Origin of the sequence: Yinghuangia sp. ASG 101, from assembly GCF_021165735.1 — a bacterium.
In the GTDB taxonomy this organism is placed as follows: domain Bacteria; phylum Actinomycetota; class Actinomycetes; order Streptomycetales; family Streptomycetaceae; genus Yinghuangia.
In genome coordinates, this window is the sequence record NZ_CP088911.1 from 814039 (window position 1) to 835067 (window position 21029).

Genomic DNA, 21029 nt, shown 5'->3' on the forward strand with positions numbered 1-21029 from the left:
GCCCGGCGTCCACGTCTCCCCGGCGCCGCCCTTCGGCACGAAAGGGCTTCAGATCACCAGGAGTTCGACATCGCAGTCGGCCCGCTCACCCTGCGTGGCCCCCACCGTCGCCGGGTGGCTGCGGCCCAGAACACGGCGCATCGTGGCGAGCGTCGCCGCGTACAGGGTCTCGGCCTGGTTGGTCCTGCCGAGCGCCCGAAGGTCGGCCGACAGGTTCAGCGCGCACGCCAGCGCCGTCGGATGCTCGTCGCCCTGTGCCTTGACGATCCGCCGATAGCTGTTCTGGTCCAGCTCGCAGGCTTCCTGGACCGCGCCCTGGGCGAACAGGTCGCTCGCCAGGTTGACCGCGGCGCACAGCGTGTACGGATGGTCGGGGCCCACCGTGACGGCGAGCCCTTCGTACGCCTCCCGGCTCAGGGCCAGCGCGCTCTCGGTCTCGCCGAGGTTGCGCATCGCCACCGCGAGATTGGTCGCGATGCTCAGCGTGTACGGGTGCGACTCCCCCAGGTTGCGCTTGCAGCGGTCCAGCGTCCGGCCGCCGAACTCGCGGGCTCCCGCGAGGTCGCCGACCTGCCGCTGCGCGATCGCGAGGCTCGCCGCCGCGCACAGGGTGTCGAAGCCGTCGTCGCCGTACCGCCTCCGGTGGCGCTCCCACGCGTCGGCGCACGCTTCGAGCGCGCCGTCGTGGTCGCCCGCGCTGCGCCGCGCGATGCCGAGGTTGCGCAGCGCCACCAGCGCGGAGGGAGTCTCGCCGCCGACCAGGAGGGCGAACCGGGCCCAGTTGTTCTCCTGCATCTCGGCGGCTTCCCCGTAGTCGCCGCATTCGCGCAGGTCGAGGGCGAGGAGGCTGCCCAGCAGCATGGTGAGCAGGTGGTCCTCGCCCAGCATCTCGACGGCCAACTGGAGGGCCACGGCGTCGAGATCGCGCGCGGCGCTGAAGTCGCCGACGAGCCGCAGCGCGGTCGCGTGGTCGACCGCGGCGCTGAGCGTGTACGGGTCGCGGTCCCCGAACGACCGCATGGCCAGTTCGTGGACCTCCTTGTTGAGCTTCGCGGCACCGACGAAGTCCCCCGCGGCACGCAGGTCGACGGCCACGGCCCGCGCGGCGAACAGGCTGTCCTCGTGGCCCGGGCCCAGCGTCCGGCGCAGGCGCTCCAGCGTGTCGCGGTTGAGGTCGGCCGCCTCGGCGTACTGCCCGAGGCTGCGCAGCACGTGCCCGAGGACGCGGGCGACGGACAGCGTCTGCAGGTCGTCGGGGCCCAGCGTCTCGCGCCACGTGGCCAGTACTTCCTCGCCCAGTTCGCGGCACGCCTCGTAGTCGCCGAACGTGTGCAGGTAGCTGACGCAGTTGGCGACCAGCGCGCGGACCCAGCGGTTGTCGCACCGGACCGCGCCGGACGCCCGCAGGTGCGGCAGCAGTTCCGCGTAGCGGGGCCAGTTGGCGACCCGGCCCGGCTCGGCGGGGTCGCTTCCGGCGAGCAGGAGGTGCGCGGACTCCTGCATGGTGGCGCGTTGTTCGGGGGTCATCTGGTCGATGAGGACGGCCTGCACGAGGCGGTGGAGCTGGATGCTGTCGGTGCGGTAGTCGATGCGCGCGAGCGCGTACCGGTGGATGCCGCGCAGCGCGTGGCCGAGGCGGATCGGGTCGCTGAGCATCTCGCCGAGCAGGCCCGGCAAGGCGGCGTTGCGGCCGGCCATGAACAGCCTGCGGGAGACCGGCTCGGGTGCGAAGTAGGCGCAGACCTGGAGGAGTTCCAACGCGGCGGGGTTGGTGTCGCGCAGCCGGTCCAGGGACACGTTCCAGGCCGCGGCGACCGGGAGCTGGTAGTCCATCGGCGGGGCGAGTTCGAGGAGTTCGGCGCGCCGGCTGACGAACTCCTCGCGCTTGCCCTCGAAGAGTTCGAGGTATTCCTCGGCCCGCATGCCCGTCTCGGCGAGCCACACCGCGGCCTGCTCGATGGCCAGGGGCAGGTCGCCCAGTGCCTCGGACAGGCGGTTGGCCTGTTCGTCCGTCAGCACCGGCCCCCGCCGGCGAAGAAGCTCAATACTCTCGTCGCGCGCGAAGACGTCGACTTCGATGGTCCGTGCCATGTTGACCCATTGTCCGTTCCGGGAAGTGACAAGAATCCGTCCGGTTCCGCCTTGAGGGAAGAACGGCAGGACGCTCTCCGGGCTCTCCGCGTTGTCGAAGACGAGGAGCCAGTTTCGGTACGGCTCACCCAGGCGCAGGGCTTCCAGTACGGCGGGGACGGCGATGTTCGCCTCGGCGCCCGTCAGCAGGCGGAGGCGTTGCGCCAGGTCCACGAACGCCGCACGGATCTGCGCGGGCTGCCCCGCCGGGATCCACCAGACGATGTCGTAATCGGAACTGTGCCGGTAGGCGTATTCGACGGCGATCTGGGACTTGCCGACACCGCCCATGCCGTGCAGTGCCTCGGGGAGAACCGCCGTGGTGCCCTGGGTCAGGCGTTCGTGCAGGTCCAGGAGGGCGCCGACTCGGCCGGTGAAGTTGACGTTCCGGGGCGGCATGTTTCCCCAGACCGGGGGCGGGCTGTCGGCCCTCCGGCGCTCCGCGATGGCCCGCTCCACCACTCCCGGCCGCCGCATGCGCGTGCTGTCGGCACTCACGGCGACAGAATCTCCTTCGCCCGAACCCTGCTCGTCGCGGAGCCCTTGACCCCAGCGATCCGACCAGGCCGGCGCAGGCTCCGGGACGGATCCGGAATCAGCCGAAGGGTTCTCGGGCACTTCAACCACCTCAGATCGTAGCGTATCCAAACCGTCACTCCGCGCGACCGACGGACGTGCGTCCGGGTCCCCGCCGTCCCCCGGGCGGCCGGGTGTCCGCAGCCGTGCGTGCAGGCGCTCGGCCCAGGGCAGGTAGGGGCCGGACAACGCGCGCAGCGCGTGCGCGACGGGCCTGACCAGGTCGTTCGCCCCCTCGGGGAGGTCCGGCTCGTGGCCCACGGGCGCGGCGACCAGGCCGGCCGCCGTGCCGCGCAGGTGCGGCAGGGCCGCGTCGAGGCGGTCGACGACGCGCCGCATGACGTCCGCGGTGTCGGTGCGCTTCGCGGACGCCAGCAGTTCTTCGGCGACGCCGGGCAGGAACGCGTACCGGACGACGCCGGGCCCGTCCCCCGCGGCGGTGCCGGAGCGGGCCGGGGCGAGCAGCCCGGAGGTGACGACCTCGGCGAGGTGGGCCGGCGTGGAGTCGGGCTCGGTGAAGAACTGGACCATCTCCATCATGGCCACGGTGAGCGGGGCCGCCGCGAGGCGCTGGGCGAGGCGGAACGCGACGGGCGAGGCGGAGGCCCGGAAGTCCAGGACGAGTTCGGCGGCCGTACGGTCGTCCTCGAAGGCGTCGGGCACGGTGTCGGACCAGTCGCCGGGGGTGTGGGGGTGGTGGTCGGACGCGGACGGGAGCGCCATCACGCGGGCCTGGGGCCAGGTTCCCGAGGCGTCCGCGAGCAGGCTCGCCCAGCGGTGCAGGCGATGCGCGGACAGTTCGAGGACGGGGACCACCGGGCGGTCGCGGGCCGGGACCGCGGAGCCGTCCGGAGCGCTCCGGGTCTCGACGAACAGCCGGGCGCCGAACGGGACGCGCTCGTGCGTGCCGAGGCCCGCCGTCCGGGTGTCCAGCCACGTGCGGTACCAGGAGCGCTCGTTCAGCAAGTGCGTGACGACGACCGGGACTTGGCTGCCCCACGCGCCGAGGAGCCGTTGCACGGCCCCGGATCGCCAGGCCGCGCCGGCCGCGTCCGTCAGGACCATGACGACCCGCCGCGGTGCGGGGCTCGTCGGCTCGGCGAGGCTCAGCCGTGCGGCGTCGGATACCGGGCCGCGCAGCTCCAGGTCGCCGTCGTCCGCCCCGTCGGTGTCGAGCCGGCGGACCGTGACGGAGCGGAACACGCCCGTGCGGCGCAGGAGTTCGGTGAACTCGCCGACCGTGTGGCGCCAGACCGGCATCGTCGCGCCCGCGTCGACGACAAGGACGAGCTCGAGCCAGCGCTCGCGGGCCGGGCGGAGGCACGGCAGCCGGGGTTCGGGGCCGACGAGGGCGTCCGCGGTGGCGTCCTCGTCGAGTTCGTACCGGTGGGCGGAGGGGACCGCGCGGCGCAGCGGACGTAACGCGCGTTCGATCGCGCGGCGGCCGGTGAGCCCGGGGACGGACGGCCACGTGACGGCGATCGCGCCGCCGTCGCCCGCGGGCGGGGCGGAGCGGTGGGGGTCGGGCGGGAAGGGTTCGGCGTCGTTCGGGGGCAACGGGGGCCGCTTCGGGTCCGGCGGGGTGGAGGGGACGACGTGCGGGGACGGGTGCTCCGACGGGGCGGGTTCCGGGGCGGCGTGCGGCGGGGATGTGTGTGCGGGGTCATCGTGGGCCGGGTGGCTCGGGGCCGTGCCGCGGTCGGGGCGGGCGGCGTCGGTCGGGCTGTCGGCGCGGTGTGTGGGCCCGGAGGTGTCCGTCGGGTGTGCGGTGTCCGGTGGGAGCGGCGTGGGGCGGCTCCCACCGAGGCGTTCGGCGCTTCCGGTGCCGGCCTGGCCGGACGCGGGCGTCGGGTCGTCGGTGCCGCGGTCGCGGCGGGCGCGCCGTGCGCATAACGGTGTTCGCGGCGCGGGGCCGTGCCCGTCGCGGCCGGGTGGCGGCGGGGCGGTCGGCGGGTCCGGGCGGGGCGGGGCGGCGGTGCGTCCCGCCCAGCACATCGCGAGCCACAGCGCGTCGGCCACTTCGTCGTGCGTCAGGTCCCCGACGCCGAATGTGTCGGAGGCGCGCGCCGGGTGCCGCCCCGGCGTGGTCATCCCGGCCCCGTGGCGTCGAGGCTGCGCCACAACGCGGTGACGAGGCGGTCCCAGTGGTCGTCCCGGGCGAAGCGGTCGGACGTCGCGAGGTAGACGCTGTTGAGAAGTTGGTCGGTGGGCAGGCCGCCTTGGCGGGCGCTGTGGGCGACGAAGATGCGGACGATGTCGTCGAGGCGGGCGCCGTCCCTGACGCCGAACCGGGTCGCGACCATGGCGGCGAGTTCCTCGATGTCGGGCGCCGCCAATTCCAGGCGCAGGCAGCGCCGGAGAAAAGCGGGAGGGAATTCGCGTTCGCCATTGGAGGTGATGACGATCAGCGGGAAGGCCCGACAGCGCACCCGGCCGTTCCTGACGACCGCCGAGCCTCCGGGGTCGTCGGTGAGGACGGTGACCTCCGGCTCGCGCGCGGCGGCGCGGACGAGTTCGGGGATCTCGTATTCGCCTTCCTCGATGGCATTCAGCAGGTCGTTCGGAAGGTCCATGTCGCTTTTGTCGAGTTCGTCGATCAGCAGGATCCGGGGCAGGCGGTACGGCAGCAATGCCGTGCCCAGCGGTCCGAGGCGCACGTAATCGCCGATCCGGGTCTTTCCCCCGGTCCGTTCGGGCGGATTTCGATCCGGCTGCGCGTCGGCTTCCGCCCGATATGTCGCGGCGTCCTGCGCGCGGGCGATTCCGTCGTACTGGTAGATGCCGGAATTCACACCGGAACGGCTGGTGATCGGCCACCGCAATACCCGGGCCAGACCGAGTTCCCGGGCCACGCGGTAGGCGAGGCTGGATTTCCCGGTTCCGGGCCGCCCGGTCACCAAAAGCGGCCGTCGCAGGTACAAAGCCGCATTCACCATGTCGGCCTCGTCGGTGTTGACCGGACGCCGTGCGTCGGAGGGCCCGTGGCGCGGGCCGATGCGCCGGGTGATCTCGGCCTCGTCCTCGGGCGGGCGCGGTTGCAGCGGCCCGCCGTCGAAGGTCCGCCACGGCGGCGGGCCCATCAGGACGTCGTCGAGGTCTCCGCGCAGAATCCGCCCGTCACCGTGGTAGACCCACCAGTCGGGTGTGGCCGGCGGCACCCCTCCGCCGCCCGACCGCTTGTCACTGGTCACCCCGCCGTCTCCTCCCCCTGGGCAGGCCGAAGCCCATAAGGCCGTCGGCGCGCATAGAGGTTGCCCGGGTCGTCGTGGAGCAATGCCATACCGTCCCCGAAAGGAGCCGCTGCTCGGGACGCGTGGACTTTGCCCGGCAAACGCACGAATTCCGGAGCCTCCAGGAGGTCCCGCAACAAATCGTGCAACGCGTGGCCGTTGTTTCCGCAGCGATGCCACAGCATCGCCGGCACGCCTTCGCGCAGCGCGACGTCGTAGACATGCGGAACGCCGGATTCGGGCGGGCCGGGGGCGTCCAGCAGGAGAACCGCGACGACATGCCCGTCGGTGTCCTCGTTGAGGGCGTCCTGAAGGTCGGCGGGGCCGAATCCGTCCGCACCGCCGCACACCTGCCACCGGCATTCCGCGGGCTTTTCGGACATCGCCCGCCAGCGGCGGTTCCATACGCGTTGCAGGGACGGTTCGCGCTGTCTCTCCAGGCTGCGCAGAACAACCGGGTAGTGCCGCACCAACGGCCGGGGAAGACCCGAATCCCGGTGTGTGGCCCATTCGTTCACCGGCAGCCATCCTATGAGGTCGCGCCCCAGGATGAATTCGAGTTGGATTTGGGCGTCCAAGGCCGCCAGGCAGGCTTCCCCGTCGGCGATGACGGCTTCGACGGTACTCTCCAATTCAGCGGGGGAACACAGCAGTTCGTGTCGGCCCGGCAGCGGCGGCGAGGCGGCGTCCTCCTTCGTCCACGACGACACCGCGTACCGCTCCGGGTCGCCGCCGATCGACTCCACCTGGATCGCCAGGTAGGCGGGGGTCTCCCGGTCCATCGCGGTGACGGGGACCAGCCCGGCGCGTAACTCCGCCAGCGCGCCGGCCGCGCCGAGCGTCTCCGCGACGGCGTCGTTCCAGGCGCGCATGCGGTCCCCGACGGCGCCGGGGGCCGAACCGGCCAGGTACTCCACGTAGACCGCGAACGGAAACAGGCCGTCGGTACGGGCGTTGGCCTCCGCGAGATGGTCGAACGCCGCCACCGGGTCCTCGCGTCCGGGCGGCAGCCGTTCGAACGAGCCGCGCGCCGCGTGGTGGACGCGGGCGATCGGCACACGGCCCGGCAGAGCACGCAACAGCGCGTGGATTTCCCGTAGTTCGCGGACGCTGAGGGTCGGCTGCACGGGAGATTCCAGGACCAGCCGGTGGAACGCCTCGCTGCTGCGCGCTCCCTGCGCGAGGAAGCTGATCGTGTCGGCCAGGACCAGCAGGCCGCCGCGCAGTTCGTCCAGGACCTTGACGAGGTCGTACAGCTGGCTGCGCGACACCGCGCTCGTGCGCACCACGGCGAGCAGGTCGACGCGCAGGCGCTCGCCCGTGATCTCCAGGCACTGGCGCCGTAGTTCGGGGTCGCTCATCGGCCTGGTCCGCTCCAACGCCTCGACCAGCCGGCTCACATGCCGCCAGTGCGACGTACCGTCGGTGCCGTCGACCATCCGCACTCCCCCGCACGCCGGTGCGGCCTCGGGGAGGCAAGTCGACGTCCGCATCAGCCACCCGCTCACGAAACCGCTTCGTCCCTGAAGTGCCGCACCGCCGCGATGACGTTGCGCACGGCGCGCGCGTCTCCTGCCACAGCAGTTATAGCCCACACCAGCTCGTCGAGACCGCCGTCGTAGTCGCAGCTCACACGGACGATCTCGTACAAGTGGGCCAGGGGCGCCGGGTGTTCGCCGATCATGACGCGGATATCGGGGCGCAGAAGCGACACCAGGACCGCGCGGCCCGAGGCCGTTTCGATGCCCGGGACCTTGGTCATCAGCCGTGCCAGATCGGCGCATTGACGCGGCGTCAGCTCGTCGCGGTACGGCTCCCGCGGGCCGGGCTCGGCGAGCGCGTCGGCGAGCGGGGGCCAGTCCCGGGCGACGGCGGTGAAGGGGATCATCCAGGAGACCCGGGCGCGATCGGGCGCGTACGCCGCGACCACCAGGCCCAACACCCGTTCCCGCGAGGGGTCCCACACCCCCGCGCCGCTGAACCCCGGTTGCACGGCCACGCCTTCGCCGGCCCCGTCGAGCTGCCGCCACCGCGGGTCGGCGCCGCCGGGCCCGGTGACGGTCGCGGTGACCCACACCCCGTCCGCCAGCCCGGGGTTCGGGTATCCGTAGGCGAGGACCGTGCGCAGGTCGGAGCGCGTCCCCGGGTCGAGCGGTGCCGGGGCGGCGTCCGGCGGCGGTTCCCCGGACTCCAGCATGAGCACCGCGACATCCCCGCTGGTGTCGAGCGCGGGGAACCAGCCGTCGTCGACCACCCGGGCGCGCCGCGGCTCGGGGGCGCCGCTGGGCGAGAAGTCGACGGTCACGGGTGCGCGCGGGGGCGGGCCGTCGGGCGCCTGCCCGAGGGCGGCGGCGACGACGTGCGCGCAGGTCAGCACGAAACCGCCGGGCACGAGGACCCCGGCACCCACGACGCCCTCACCCTCGTGACCGCGCACCCGCACGCGCCAACCCGCCTGCACCGACTCCCCCTTCGCCACCGGCTCATCGCGGTGCGCGGCGGTTCCACCACTCGGCCGCCCGCGCCACGGCGAGGCCGCGCGTCCACAGGTCTTCCGGGTCGTCCGGCATCAGCTGTTCCGTCATGTCCTGCCAGTCGTCCACGGGCACGTCGGCGGCGAGTTCCCGGCACGCGGCGGACAGGCTCTCCGGGGTGTGCCCCGACGCCGCGGCGACCCACGGCGGGATGCCCGCGCCGCGGGGTATCTGGTAGGCGTCGCGCGGCTCGAAGCCGACCGCCAGGAGCGCCGCGGTCTCCGGCGACACCCCGATGGCGTCGGCGAGTTCGGCGACGGACGCGGTCGGCCACGGTGCCTTGCCGCGCGTGTCGACCAGCCGGAGGAAGGACCGGACCGACTCGATCCCGCCCCAGCCCGCGCAGACCCGCTCGTCCATGACCGCGCCGAACGGCGCCTCCCCGAAATCGCCGTCGGCCGCGTACTCCAGCGCGGGGAGGTCGCGGGTGGGCGCGGGGGGCCGCTGCAGCATCACGAGACACCCGCGCGGGGTGCGGCTGACGGTGCCCTCCTCGGGAACGTGGGTGACGTCCAGGCGCAGCGTCAGCACGCGCCAGCGGCCCGCCGGCGGGCACAGCGACGGGACGGCCCAGACACGGACATGGTCGAGCCGGTTCTCCGTCCCGTGGTCGTGGTGCCCGGGTTCCAGGGCGGTGCGCAGTGCCAGGCCGCCGAGTCGGCCCAGACCGCGTTCCCAGCCGTACGCATTGGCCAGGGCGGCGCGCCGGGGTGGCTGCGCGACGGTGTCGTCGGTGTGGCTTCGCGCGATGTGGGCGAGGTTCTCGTACATCGCCCGCATGCCGGTGTAGACCCGGGCGCGCAGGTCCCCGGCGTCGCCGCGCGGGTACGGCGCCGGGGCGGCGGTCAGCGCGAACTCCTCGGCACCACTGTCGATGTGACGGGACATCAGCTCGCGGCATTCGACGGCGGTCCACAGCGTTCCGGCGAGGCCGTCGAGCAGGCGGTCGTCGGTGACACCGGGCAGCACCGCGGCGACGATCCCGTGAAGCGCGGCGAACGCGTCGTCGATCTCGGCGGAGTCGTTGCCGACCGGGACGCGGCGGCCGATCTCCGTGACGCGGGCGCCGAGTTCGCGGTCGACGGCGTCGAGCGCGCGACGGGCCGTCGCGTCGTCCACCGACCGCAGGACCTCGGAGCCCTTGGGGTCGCGCGGTGGCAGGCGGGGCCACAGGTGCGGCGGCGGCACCAACGCGCTTCCCGCGGCCCAGCGGTGCTTCCGCCGACCCACCCGGTGGAACCCCGCCTTCGCGTCGGCGTGCGAACGCCCCGCGTACCAGCGGCCGGTGGCCGCCCCGGCGGCGTTGCGCACCTCCCACCAGCCCCGCGGATGCAGGTGCGGTGCGAGCGCGCGGGGACCGGTGGCCGGGACGGTCTCGGTCGCGGTCTCGGTCGCGGTTATGGGAGGCGGTACGGCGGCGGCCGGCTCCCCCGGGACGACGGCGAGGCGGCTTCCGGTCCAGCGCAGGCGGTGCGACGGCAGCGCGGCGTCCACCTGCTTCGGGAGGTTCTGGAACAGCGGCCCGGCCACGCGGCGACGCAGGTCGAAGAGGACCGCGCGGTGGGTGTTCGCGACGACGACGGCCTCGTCACCGGTGCCGTCCGGCAGGTCGACCGGGAAGGCGTCGTCGCCCGGGGCGAGGAACGCGTACGCGTCGAGCGCCGGATGCCCCACCTCGTCGATCAGCCCGGTCCGCCACGTCTCGGCGAGCAGCGTCGCGACGTCGGCGCGCATGATCGCGTACACCGTCGCGCGGACCTCGGGGGACGACGCCACGAGGCGCGCCGGGCCGAGCAGGTCCACGTGATGGACGGCCTCGTGCAGCGCCGGAAGGCTTCCCGCGCGGATCCGGCCCGCCCAGGCGTCCAGCAGCCCGCCGACGATGCCGAGGAGGGCCGGGGACGCGGCCACCGCGGCGGCGGCGCCCTTGGCGGGGTCGCGCAGCAGGTGCCCGGGACGGCCGAAGCCGAACAAACCGTCGCGCCCGCCGACGAGTTCGTCGTGCAGCATCGGGCGGAAGCGCGGATCGGCGCACACCGCCGCGAGGTCGCCGCGCCGCGGGGCGTCCACCCACGCCGCGAGGCCGAGGACGACGTTCGGCGGCGGGTCGGCGACCGGGACGCCGGCGTCCAACACGGCGTCCAGCAGATCCAAGTCGACGTGCCAGACCGGACGCGTCGCGGGACCCGACCGGGAGACGACCATGAGCGGCAGAAGATCACACGCCGCCCCGGCGCCGCGGAGCACGCCGCCGAGCCGGTGCAGCGCGTCCCGTTCCTCGCCGGTCACCCGCCGACGGACCAACCCTTTTGTCAGCTCCAGCAGTTCCTCGGTGGCCCGGGTGAGCACGGTCGCCCCCACCGGTGCCTTCGGTACGTTCATGCGACCCCGTAGTCCGCGTCCTCGTCACGCCCCGGCCCGCCCATCCTGGCAGGTGCCGGCGACCACGGCGCGGCGATGCGCGAATCCCGGCGAAACGCGTGGCTTAGCGGGGGCGTTCCGCGTCCCCGCGGTTGTCCCATCGGTGGTCGGGGTGCCCGTGGGTGCGGACGCGCTGCTTCAGCTCGGCCTCGTACACGTGGCGTTTGCCGTCGGCCAGTTCGTCGCGGAGGCGGGCCTCGGCTCGGGCGAAGGGCCGGTAGTAGGTCTCGTCGTACGCCTCGATGATCTGGAACGTCCAGTGCCCGGGGATGACGTTGCGCCCGGCGATCTCGGTCTCCAGGAAGTCCGCGGCGTCGCGGTGGCCGGCGTTGCGCAGCATGGCGATGCCCTCGCGCAGCATCCGGTCGGCCCCGCCGGTCAGTTGGTGGAAGCCGTAGAGGTGCCCGCGGGCGCGTTCGGTGGCCTCCCAGGCCTCGCTGATCTTGCCCATCGCCTCGACGGTCGCGTCGGCCACTCCGGCCGGACGCCGGTGGGCCTCGTCATGGGGCGGCGGCAACTCGGACATGACGGTCGACCTCCTCGACGACGCGGCAAGGCCCTACGCGGCTGCCCGCACGGGCGCGGGGTACACCTTGTGCGGGGCATCGCGCCGAGGGGGCGCGGCGGACGAGGGGGCAGCGCCGGGGACGAGCACCGCGCGGGGCCGCACGCCCTGCGAGCCCGCACAGGCATCGCAGCCCGCGGCGGCCCCGCGCACACGCTCACCTCGCACGCCTCGCGGCCCCTCGGTCCGCGCACCGCGCAGGTTCTCTTGGCCCCGCAGGTCCGCGCACAGTGCAGGCCTCACCCATCCTGCGGTCGCCACGCAGGTCAGGAGCCCGGCACGCCCCATGGCGTGCCGGGCCCCTGCGTGACTCCTCGCACCGGGCACGTCCCACACCCCGCACGCTCTCCTCACTCCACGCACTCACGAGCCCGCACAGCCCCACAGCCCCGCACCCCGCACGCCCTCCTCACCCCACGAGCCCCGCACGTCCCGATCGCCCGCGCGCCGTCCACACCCCACGCGCCCGGGCGTGTCGGGGACACAGCGCACCGGCCGGGCATCGGCCTGCGGTGGTGCCCCCGCCGGGTGCGCGGTGGCCCGCCCTCAGTCGTACTCGGCGTGCAGCGCGGCCTCGTACCGCTGGGCCGCCAGGCGTTTCGCGCCGGCGATCTCGTCGGGCTCGGCCGGATGCTCCTTGACCACCTCGTCGATGAACGCTTCGGCGGCCTCGGAGGCGAAATGCCGTGCCTGGTCGAAGCCCCTCGGGCGGCCGTAACGGACGAGCCGCCCGGCCCACGCGAGCGAGGCCGCGTAGGCCCCCGCCGCGGCCAGGTGGTCCGGCGCGACCCGCTCGTTCTGCGGCGTGTTGCGGCAGGCGTGGTACGTCGCCGCTTCTTCGCTGTCATCCGCGAACAGGCCCATCACAGCCTCTTTCGTCCGGGTGCTCGGTGCCGTGTGCACGTAGGCGGGCGCGTGTGCGCGGACCGGCACCCCGCGCGGAACGGAACACGCGCGTATACATCCATGCGTATGCCCGGATGACCCGGTATGACGCATACATCGCGGACGCCCTCCTCGCGCGGGCGCGTTTCTTGCCCCCGCGCCCGGGCAACCGCAGGGGCGACCGCGTCCGGTGCCGTGCGGAGCGCGGCCTCGCCGACGGAAGGCCTTGTCATGCGGCCCATGCGAACGCCCCAGGCGTTGCGGATCTATCTCGGGGACCACTACGCCGGGTCGGCGGCCGGCCTCGCCCTGGTGCGCAGACTCGCGCGCACGCGGGCGGACACGTCGGACGGTCCGGTGCTGCGGCAGTTGGAGCGGGAGATCGCCGAGGACCGGGAGACACTGCACGACATCATGCACGCACTCGGTGTCGCACCGACGCGCGGCAAGTCCGTGGTCGGCTCCCTGGTCGGGAAGGCGGGCCGGCTCAAACCGAACGGGCGGCTGCGGCGGCGCGCTCCGCTCAGTGACCTGCTCGAACTGGAGGCGCTGTTCCTCGGCGTCGAGGGCAAGGCCGCGTGCTGGCGGTCCCTGCGGATTCTGGCCCCCACCGACACGCGGCTGGACGCGGACCGCCTCGACGAGCTGATCAGCCGCGCGGACGGCCAGGTCGGGGTGCTGGAGGCGCTGCGTGCCACCGCCGTGGCCCGGACTCTCGGCGCGCCGCCGACCGCCTCGGACTGGTCCGCCGAAACGGGTGCCCGGACGCCCGGCGGCACCGCGTGACCGGCACCGACGGACGGTCCGTTCGGCAGGGGATCAGCCCGCGAGCCGCGCGATGCCGCCGAAGAGGGCGTTGGTGCTGACCTGGCCGTCGGTGTCCGGACGCCATTCCCACGGCCGCACGAGGCCCGGCTCGACCAGCTCGAAGCCGTCGAACATCTCCTCGATGCGGGCCTTCGGGCGGAAGATGATGGGCGACGTCGCGTTCTCGTACACCGCCTCGGTGGCCTTGACCATCGCGGGATCCGGCCCGTCGGTGGTCAGATGCGACAGCGCGAGGTAGCTGCCGGGTGCCATCACCTCGCGGAACGTGCGCACGATCCCGGCGGGGTCCTCGGCGTCCTGGATGAAGTGCATCACCGCGACGAACAGCACCGCGACCGGGCGGGAGAAATCGAGGAGTTCCCTGATGTCCGGGTGGGCGAGCACGCCCTCGGGGTCGCGCATGTCGGCCGTGACCACGGTGGTCCTGGCGTTCTCCGCGAGCAGCGCGCGGCCGTGTGCGAGCACTATCGGGTCGTTGTCGACGTAGACGACGCGGGCGTCGGGATTCACGCCCTGGACGATTTCGTGCACATTGCCCTGCGTGGGCAGCCCGGTGCCCAGGTCGAGGAACTGGTCGATGCCCGCCTCGGCGAGGAAACGCACCGCGCGCTGCAGGAAGTAGCGGTTCTCCCACACGATTTCGTAGGTGTCGGGGGTGGCTTCCTTCACGCGCTCGGCGGCGGCCCGGTCGACGGGGAAATTGTCCTTGCCGCCGAGGAAATAGTCGTACATGCGGGCCGGGGTCGGGCGGGAGGTGTCGAGCCCGGTCGGCCTCCGCTTCGGCTCGGCGGAGCCGGAGGCGGACGAAGTCCCGCCGACCTCGGGCTCGTCGGATGCGCCGGCCGGGTTTCGGGTCGCCATGGCAGCCCCCACCTTCACGTGTAACGGTGTGTCAACAGGCGCCAAAGCTACCCGACTTGGTGGCCGTCTGTGATCGCCGAAATGCGCGAAAGCCGCACGCGTTCGTGGGTTTTCGCGCATCTCGGTGCCGCGGTCAGGCGGTGATCCCCGCGATGACGCGCCGGGCCTCCGCGGCGATTTCGTCGATCTGGCGCTCGTCGTACCACGCACGGCTGAACGGGAAGTCGATGTCAAGTCCGCCTTCGAGCCGGGTGAGCACCACGAACGGCACCGGCATATGGGCCAGCGGCAGCAGGCGGAGGCTCACGAAGCGGTTGTGGCCGGGCAGGGGCGGCCGGGGGACGCGGCCCAGATTGGTCACCACGAAGGTCGGGGGGCAGTGGTCCACCAGGCGGGAGAACGCGGCGATTTCCCGTTCGGCGTTGCCGGCCTGAAGGTTGTCGCGCAGCCGTTCGGACATCTGCGCGGCCACCTGGAACGGGTCGGGGTCGGCGTCGACGTCGAGCCGGATCGGGCAACCCGACGCGGCCGACTGCACGCGGTCGTCGGGAATCGGCGGGGTGAGCCTGCGGCGGAGGTCCGCGGCGAGGGCGCAGGTGACCGTGACGGTGCCGGCTGCGGGCTCCAGCGCGGGGCGCATCGCGGTCGCGAGAATTCCGCACATCAGGGAATTCAGGGAGAGCGACCGTGCGCGCGCGGCGTCCGCGAGCCGGTTTGTCTCGGACGCGTCGAGGCCGACCCGGATGCTGTCGAATTCCGCGGTCGGGCCGGGGCTCGTGCCCACCGCGGCCGGGGTCGGCAGATGGGCCGGGGGATTCAGGGCGTCCTCCTTGGCCCGGCCTTCGACATAGGCCTGGAGGTCGGCCTGGGAATATTTGTCGAGAATGATGTCGTCGAGCGGCGGCGGCAGGATCGGTTGTACGGGGACCGCCGGGCTTTTCCGGCCCGCGCACGCCTCGGTGTACGTGGACCAGAATTCCCGGAGCAAAGCCAGATAGCTCATGCCGTCGACGCAGGCGCGGGGCATGGTCATGACGACGTAATTCGCCGCGTTCCGGCCGGTCGCGGTGTTTGCGCCGGCGGCCCCGCCCTCCCGGACCAAGGCGATGCGGAACAACGGGCCGGTGTCCCACCGCGTGGGTGCGTCGAGTTCGCCGGACAGGTCCGCGACGCGGTGCAGGTACGGGGTCGCGGGCTCGGACCGGCTCCCGGCGGTGGCACGGGCGCCGGGATCCGGGACGGTCAGGCGCGGGAACCCGGGCTCGCCGGTGAACGCGCCGCGCAGGATCGGGTGGCGGTCGGCCAGGTGCCGTGCCGCGTATTCGAGCGTGCCCTCGTCGAGTTCGCCGTCGATCTCGCTCACGGCGACCACCCGCATGCCGCTGCCGACCATCAGCGCTTCATGGGCCGAAAAGGATCGTTCCATCTGTCACCTTTCCCAGGGGGTCCGTCGTGCCGTCCGACGACCCGACGCACGCCGTCCAAACGCATGGTTGATAGGTACTGAAAATACTCGCCTCTGCCACCGGGCCTCAGGTATTTCCATACGGCAGCAGCGCGCTCGCGTCATCCCGCCAATCCGAGGAATATTCGCGGTGCTTCGACTAGATTCCCGACCGCGCGATGCCGTGGCATGCCACACGGTCGCGTAGGTTTCCCGGCCGCTCCGGAATGGGGCTTCATTCCCGCACCGAAGCGTGGTCATGATGGGCAACGGCCTCGTACCGCCGCACGCGGCAAGGAAAGGAAAAAAACGTGCAGGAGCCTACGGTTGCAGTGTTCGACAAAGAGAACGTCGATTACGACGCGTTTTATCGCGGCGAACCGGTCCTTGCGGACATGGAGGTGCCGTACCCGAAGGTCCCCTGGGACCTCGGCGAGCCGCAGCCCGCGGTCGTCGAGCTGGCCGACACCGTGGATTTCGCGGACGAGATCCTGGACGCCGGCTGCGGGCCGGGCGACAACACGATCATGCTCGCGCAGCGCGGGCACCACGTGACGGGGATCGACTGCTCGCCGACCGCGCTGGCCCGGGCCCGGGCCGACGCGCAAGCGGCCGGCGTGAACATTACGTTCGTGGAATCGGATGCCACGAAGCTCGCCGAGTTCGCGTCGGAACGCTTCGCCACGGTGCTCGACAGCGCGCTGTACCACTGCCTCGCCGACGTGCACCGGCGCCAATACGTCGCCGCGCTGCACCGGGTCACGCGGCCCGGGGCCCAACTCCACCTCGTCTGCTGGGCGAAGGGCACCCCCGGGGCCCGGCACCCCATGGGCGTGGCCCCGGAGAACCTGGAGACGATCGTCGGAACGCACTGGGACATCACCGAGATCCGGTCGACCACCCTGACCACGTCACTGGTGCGCGACGCGCTCACCGACGCGGACCTCACACAGTTCGCCCAGGTCGGTGTGGTGATCGACCGGGAAGCCGTGGAGATCGACGCCAAGGGCAGGATCATGGGACCGGCGTGGTACCTGCACGCGACACGTCGCTGAGATGAGCCCCGATGGTCCCGGTCGAGGCGACGCGCGGCGCCTCGACCGGGACCGCACACGGTTCCCACAGCAACGGCACAGGGCCCGACGGCCGATGCCGACCCCGACCTCGCGACGTCAGTCCGCGATGTCGCCCCGGCGGCCATGACGACGCGGTGTCGGGATCGCACCGTTGGCTGCTCCCGTCGACGACATCGAGATGTCACCTCCACCCCACGGCCACCTGACATCGGAGGCGCATCTCGGGGCTTGTCCCTCCGGCGACTCCGCGACGTCACCCGCGACCACCGCCACGCGGCATCGCGATCACGCCTTGCGGCCGATCCCGCCGACGATGTCGACCACGAGGCGGGCCCACTCGTCCGAGTAGCGGCTGTCCGCGTCACGGTGCCACTCGGTGACCGACACCACGCCCGGCTCGACCAGCTCCAGCCCTCGGAAGTAGCCGGCGATCTGCTCGGGAGTGCGCAGGTTGTAGACCAGCGGGGCGACCGAGTTGTGACTGGCCTGGACGGCACGCCAGTGCGGGTCGCTGTCGCTGATGTCGTGCGAGAGCAGGTAACTCCCCGCGGGCAACGGGGCCAACAGGGCCTCGACGATGGAGCACGCTTGCTCGTACGTCGGGACGTGGCCGAGGATGCCGCTGAGCACGATCGCGGTCGGCTGCGACAGGTCGAGCGTCTCGGACGCCGCGTCGAGCACCGCCTTGGGTTCGAGCAGCGACGCCTCCAGGAACGCGACGCCCTTCGCCTCGGCGGCGGTCAGGATCTCGCGCGCGTACAACACCACCTGCGGGTCGTCGTCGGCGTAGACGACACGGGCGTCGGGCGCCGCGTGCTGCGCGATCTCGTGCGTGTTGCCCGCCACCGGCAGGCCCGAGCCGATGTCGAGGAACTGCCTGATCCCCGCGTCGGCGGCGAGGTGCCGCACGGCGCGGGTCAGGAAGTGCCGGGTGGTGCGGACGCGTTCGACGAGCCCGGGGTTCTCGACGGCGAGCCGGTTGGCCAGCGTGCGGTCCGCCGAGAAGTTGTGCATGCCCCCGAGCCAGTTGTTCCACGAGCGGGCCTGGCTGGGCCGGGAGATGTCGATCTCGGTGGTGGGGTCGCGGTCGTCGCCCTGGGCGTACGTGGATTCGTGATTGGTCACGTTCCGCATGCAATCATCCGCGAAAAGTGACTGACAAGCACGGCACGGAGGTCCCGCGCGATCGCGCGGTGTCGGGGACCCGCAGGTGGATCGGTGAGCGCCGGCGTCCGGTTTTCCCGGGGCCGTCCCGCTCGGACGAGCGGGCTGACAGGCTTGACACGGCACCCATGGCCGACGCCGACGCCGCGGCCCGGCGGCGCCCACGGCCACGTGCGCGGCGCGCTCACGCACCGCGCTACGAGCCGTCCGCCAGCCCCGGATACATCCGGACCAGCTCGATCCGCGACTGCACCCGCAACTTCCGGAAGATCTGACGGAGATGGAAGCCGATCGTATGCGGCGACAGGAACATCTGCGCCGCGACCTGACGGTTCGTCAGCCCTTGGGCGACCAGCCCGGCCACCGTGCGCTCGGTCTCGGTCAGACTCCCCCATCCGGTCGTCGGGCGGTCCGCGTGCGTCCAGTGGCGGCGGCGGACGCCCAGGCGCCGCAGCCGTCGGCGCACGCGCGCCTCGTCGCGCTCGGCACCCGCCCCCGCGTACTCCTCCATCGCCCGCTCCAATTCAGGGACCGCCGCGGCGCGGTCGCCGTGCAGGAGCACGCCCAGATCCTCGGACGCCGACGCGCGCGCCCACGAGTCGCGGTGGGTGTCCGCCGCGACCCGCAGGGCGTCGCGGTCGCGCCGGTGGACCCCGCGGGCGTGGGCCGCGGCGGCCTGCAACGCGGGTGTGTCGGCGTTGTCGGCGGCCAGCCGCTCGGCGACGCGCACGGTCTCGGCCGCGCGCTCCGCCGTGCCGGCCTCGGCGTCGGCGCGGACCAGCCACGCAGCCGCCGAGGGTTCCTCCGCGCACAGGCGGCGCAGCGCCGCGGGGTCGGCGTGCGCGGTCGCCAGCGCGGCGTCCGCCCCGGGCGCGTCGTGGCGGGCGGCGGCAAGGCGGGCCGTCGTCCACGCGGCAGCCGCCCGCGCGGCACGGGCGGCGTCGCCCTCGGGGCGGTGCGCCACCGCGTCGGCCAGCAGGTCGGCGTGTTCTCCGGCGCTGGCGAGGTCGCCCCGGCGCAGCGCGACCTCGACCAGCACCCGGCGGCCGAGCGGTGCGAACGGGCTCGCGCCGTCGGCGGCGGACAGTCCGGCGGCGGCCCGTGCCGAGGCCGTGGCGAGGGCGCCTTGGGTGAGGGCGAGCGTGGCCTCCAGGATGGTCGCGGCGCCGTGCAGCACGGGCCAGCCCTGGGCGTCGATGTCGTGGACGAGGCCGGCGAGCCTCGTCCGGGCCTCGTCGTGGTCGCGGAGTCGGATGAGCATCGCGGTGAGGGTGAGCGCGGCGGGGAACGGCCATGCCGCGGACGGTGTTTCGCAGGTGAGGGCGGTGCGGGTGAGGCGGACGGCGTCGTCGATCCGGCCGGCCTGCCAGTGGGTCTCGGCGAGCACGCACAGCAGCCCGGCGGAGGGTTCGGTGCCGCGCCGGGCAATCTCCTCACGCGTCTCCTCGGCCGCGGCGGCGGCGTCGAGCTGGGCCAGGCCGTGCAGACGGGCCAGCGTCGTGCGTTCCCTGAGCGCGGAGTTCGGGACGGTGTTCAGTGCGGTGTTGGGCATGATCTCGGGCGCCCGGATCGCGGACTCGGCGCGCGGGCCCGCGTGGTCGCGCGGCCCCTCGCTCCGGTCCGCCGGGAGCGTCGTGAGCCCGAGGTGCCGCAGGGGGCGCTCGGCGTTGCGCAGCGCGTACTCCGGCTGCCGCAGCGCCTGTTTGGGCAGGCGCACGGTGGATTCGGGCTGCCGGAGGGCGTGTTCGGCGACGCCGACGGCTTCGTCGGGTCGGCCGCCGAGGAGCAGCGCGAGACAGAGCCCGTACCGCAGCTCCGCCGCCTGTTCGGCGGGCAGGGGGCCCGCCAGCGCCTCCTCGGCGAGGGCGGTCGCGTGGTGCGGCGGCCCCGACCGGGTCAGTGCCTCGACGGCGACGCGTTGCAGCTCGGTACGTGCGGGATCCGCGGGGGCGGTGATCTCCAGCGCGTACCGGGCAAGTTCGCCGGCGGTGCGGGGCTCGGTCACGGCGACCTCGGTGGCCGCGGAGCACAGCACCGCCACGGCTTGGGCGTCGCCGCGCCGGGCGCCGTGCACAAGGTGCTCGGCCGCGGACAGGACGCTGCCGTCGCGCGTGAGGATCATGTCGGCGGCTTGGCGGTGCAGTGCGCCGCGCAGGGGGGTGGGGATGGTGTCGAGCAGGGCTTGGCGGACGAGTTCGTTGCGGAACGCGACGGTGTCTTCCTCGCAGACGACGATCCCGGACGCCAGGGCCTCCTGGAGGGCGGGCAGCATCGCGGCGGTGGGCTCGCCGAGTATGCGCGACATGTCGTCCGGCACGGATGTGCGGCCGAGCACGCCGGCCACGTCGAGGAGTTGGCGCGTCCGGGGCTGGAGGGCCGCGACGCGGCGGCGTACGAGCGCGTTGAAGCGGTGCGGCGGGCGGGTGTGTGCCGCGGGGTCGGCCAGGCGGGCGCGCCCGTCGGCGATGTGCACGCGGTGCTCCTCGGTGAGTCCGTCGAGGAGGGTGACGAGCGCGGCCGGGTTGCCTTCGGCGCCGTCGAGGTAGGCGAGCAGGTCGTGTTCGGGCTCGGCGGCGAGGCGGTCGGCGGTCAGCTCGGCGATGGCGCGGGCGGTCAGCGGGCCGAGGTGGGCCGGTTCGGTGCGGACGGCCTCGCGGAGCGCCGCGAACAGCCGCTCGGCGGTGGACTCGACATCCCCCGAGCGCGCGAGCGCCCAGACGACGGGCTGGGCGGCGAACCGCGTCACGAGGGTGTGCAGCGCGGCCAGGGTGGCGTGGTCGGCCCAGTGGAGGTCGTCGAGGACGAGGAGTGCGGGGCCGTGGCGCAGCCGCGTCTCCAGGCGGACGCGCAGCCGGTCGATCTGCCCGTCGACGCCGGGGGTGGGCGCGGGCACGGAGGTCGTGGCGGCCGTGGTCGCGGCGACGGGTGCCGCGGGGTCCTGGTCGTGGTCGAGGGCGCCCGCGAGCGGGGCGAGGGGGATGGCGCGGCGGACCTCGTCGGCTGCGGCGTAGCCCACGGAGAATCCGGATCGGGTGGCCACGGTGGCGGCTTCGGCCAGCAGGCGGCTGCGGCCGGCTCCCGACGGGCCTTCGACGAGGAAGACGCCGCCGTGCCGTGGCCCGGACCGTGCGGCGTCGATTAAGCATAGGAACTGAGCCACCTGGCGTTCCCTGCCTCGCATGCGCGTCGCGGTGGCGGGCAGGTGCGCGTGGCCGGTGGCGGTGAACGCGGCGCGCGAGGCGGGGGTGTGCGGTGACAACGGTTTCTCCGTGACGTGCGAATCGGTTGATTGGCATCATCGTGAGGCTTCGCCGC

Annotated in this window: 13 protein-coding genes; 2 read left to right on the forward strand and 11 right to left on the reverse strand. The window is 73.3% G+C overall.

Going from position 1 to position 21029, the window contains the following annotated elements; all coding sequences use genetic code 11:
- Positions 1-48: 48 nt before the first annotated feature.
- The 7 genes from fxsT to LO772_RS03210 all read right to left on the reverse strand — a co-directional run bounded on the left by fxsT (position 49) and on the right by LO772_RS03210 (position 12320).
- On the reverse strand, positions 49-4797 hold the full coding sequence (gene fxsT / locus LO772_RS03180; protein WP_231776788.1) for an FxSxx-COOH system tetratricopeptide repeat protein: 4749 nt from the start codon (positions 4795-4797) through the stop codon (positions 49-51).
- Positions 4794-5897, reverse strand: coding sequence for an AAA family ATPase (locus LO772_RS03185; RefSeq protein WP_231776789.1), 1104 nt, complete (start codon positions 5895-5897; stop codon positions 4794-4796). Before LO772_RS03185 ends, fxsT begins: the two co-directional genes overlap by 4 nt.
- The gene (locus LO772_RS03190; protein WP_231776790.1) at positions 5894-7375 is read right to left on the reverse strand and encodes a VMAP-C domain-containing protein; all 1482 of its coding nucleotides are present in this window, start codon (positions 7373-7375) and stop codon (positions 5894-5896) included. The genes LO772_RS03185 and LO772_RS03190 overlap by 4 nt, the downstream gene beginning before the upstream one ends.
- 65 nt (positions 7376-7440) lie before the next feature.
- On the reverse strand, positions 7441-8346 hold the full coding sequence (locus LO772_RS03195; RefSeq protein ID WP_231776791.1) for an effector-associated domain 2-containing protein: 906 nt from the start codon (positions 8344-8346) through the stop codon (positions 7441-7443).
- Between the two features lie 73 nt (positions 8347-8419).
- Positions 8420-10852 (reverse strand): hypothetical protein, encoded by a 2433-nt coding sequence (locus LO772_RS03200; protein WP_231776792.1) that lies wholly within the window; start codon positions 10850-10852, stop codon positions 8420-8422.
- A 103-nt stretch (positions 10853-10955) separates the two neighbouring features.
- Entirely contained in the window at positions 10956-11417 is a 462-nt protein-coding gene (locus LO772_RS03205; protein ID WP_231776793.1) for a hypothetical protein, read from the reverse strand.
- Positions 11418-12002: 585 nt separating this feature from the next.
- Entirely contained in the window at positions 12003-12320 is a 318-nt protein-coding gene (locus tag LO772_RS03210; protein ID WP_231776794.1) for a DUF3759 domain-containing protein, read from the reverse strand.
- 261 nt (positions 12321-12581) lie between these two features.
- Here LO772_RS03210 and LO772_RS03215 point away from each other — a divergent pair, with 261 nt between their 5' ends.
- Positions 12582-13127, forward strand: a complete 546-nt coding sequence (locus LO772_RS03215; protein ID WP_231776795.1) for a hypothetical protein — start codon at positions 12582-12584, stop codon at positions 13125-13127.
- 33 nt (positions 13128-13160) lie between these two features.
- Here LO772_RS03215 and LO772_RS03220 read toward each other — a convergent pair whose 3' ends face one another.
- Both LO772_RS03220 and LO772_RS03225 read right to left on the reverse strand, forming a co-directional pair.
- Positions 13161-14030: an SAM-dependent methyltransferase gene (locus tag LO772_RS03220; RefSeq protein WP_231776796.1), complete on the reverse strand. Its 870-nt coding sequence runs from the start codon at positions 14028-14030 to the stop codon at positions 13161-13163.
- A gap of 133 nt (positions 14031-14163) precedes the next feature.
- Positions 14164-15456 (reverse strand): phthiocerol/phthiodiolone dimycocerosyl transferase family protein, encoded by a 1293-nt coding sequence (locus tag LO772_RS03225; RefSeq protein ID WP_231776797.1) that lies wholly within the window; start codon positions 15454-15456, stop codon positions 14164-14166.
- 350 nt (positions 15457-15806) lie between these two features.
- Between LO772_RS03225 and LO772_RS03230 the strand changes: the two genes are divergently transcribed.
- On the forward strand, positions 15807-16529 hold the full coding sequence (locus LO772_RS03230) for a class I SAM-dependent methyltransferase (RefSeq protein WP_231776798.1): 723 nt from the start codon (positions 15807-15809) through the stop codon (positions 16527-16529).
- A 306-nt stretch (positions 16530-16835) separates the two neighbouring features.
- On the opposite strand, the gene LO772_RS03235 is transcribed toward LO772_RS03230, so the two are convergent.
- A complete protein-coding gene (locus LO772_RS03235; RefSeq protein ID WP_231776799.1) occupies positions 16836-17675 on the reverse strand; it encodes an SAM-dependent methyltransferase in 840 nt (279 codons plus the stop codon).
- Between the two features lie 235 nt (positions 17676-17910).
- A complete protein-coding gene (locus tag LO772_RS03240; protein ID WP_231776800.1) occupies positions 17911-20973 on the reverse strand; it encodes a helix-turn-helix transcriptional regulator in 3063 nt (1020 codons plus the stop codon).
- Positions 20974-21029 lie beyond the last annotated feature (56 nt).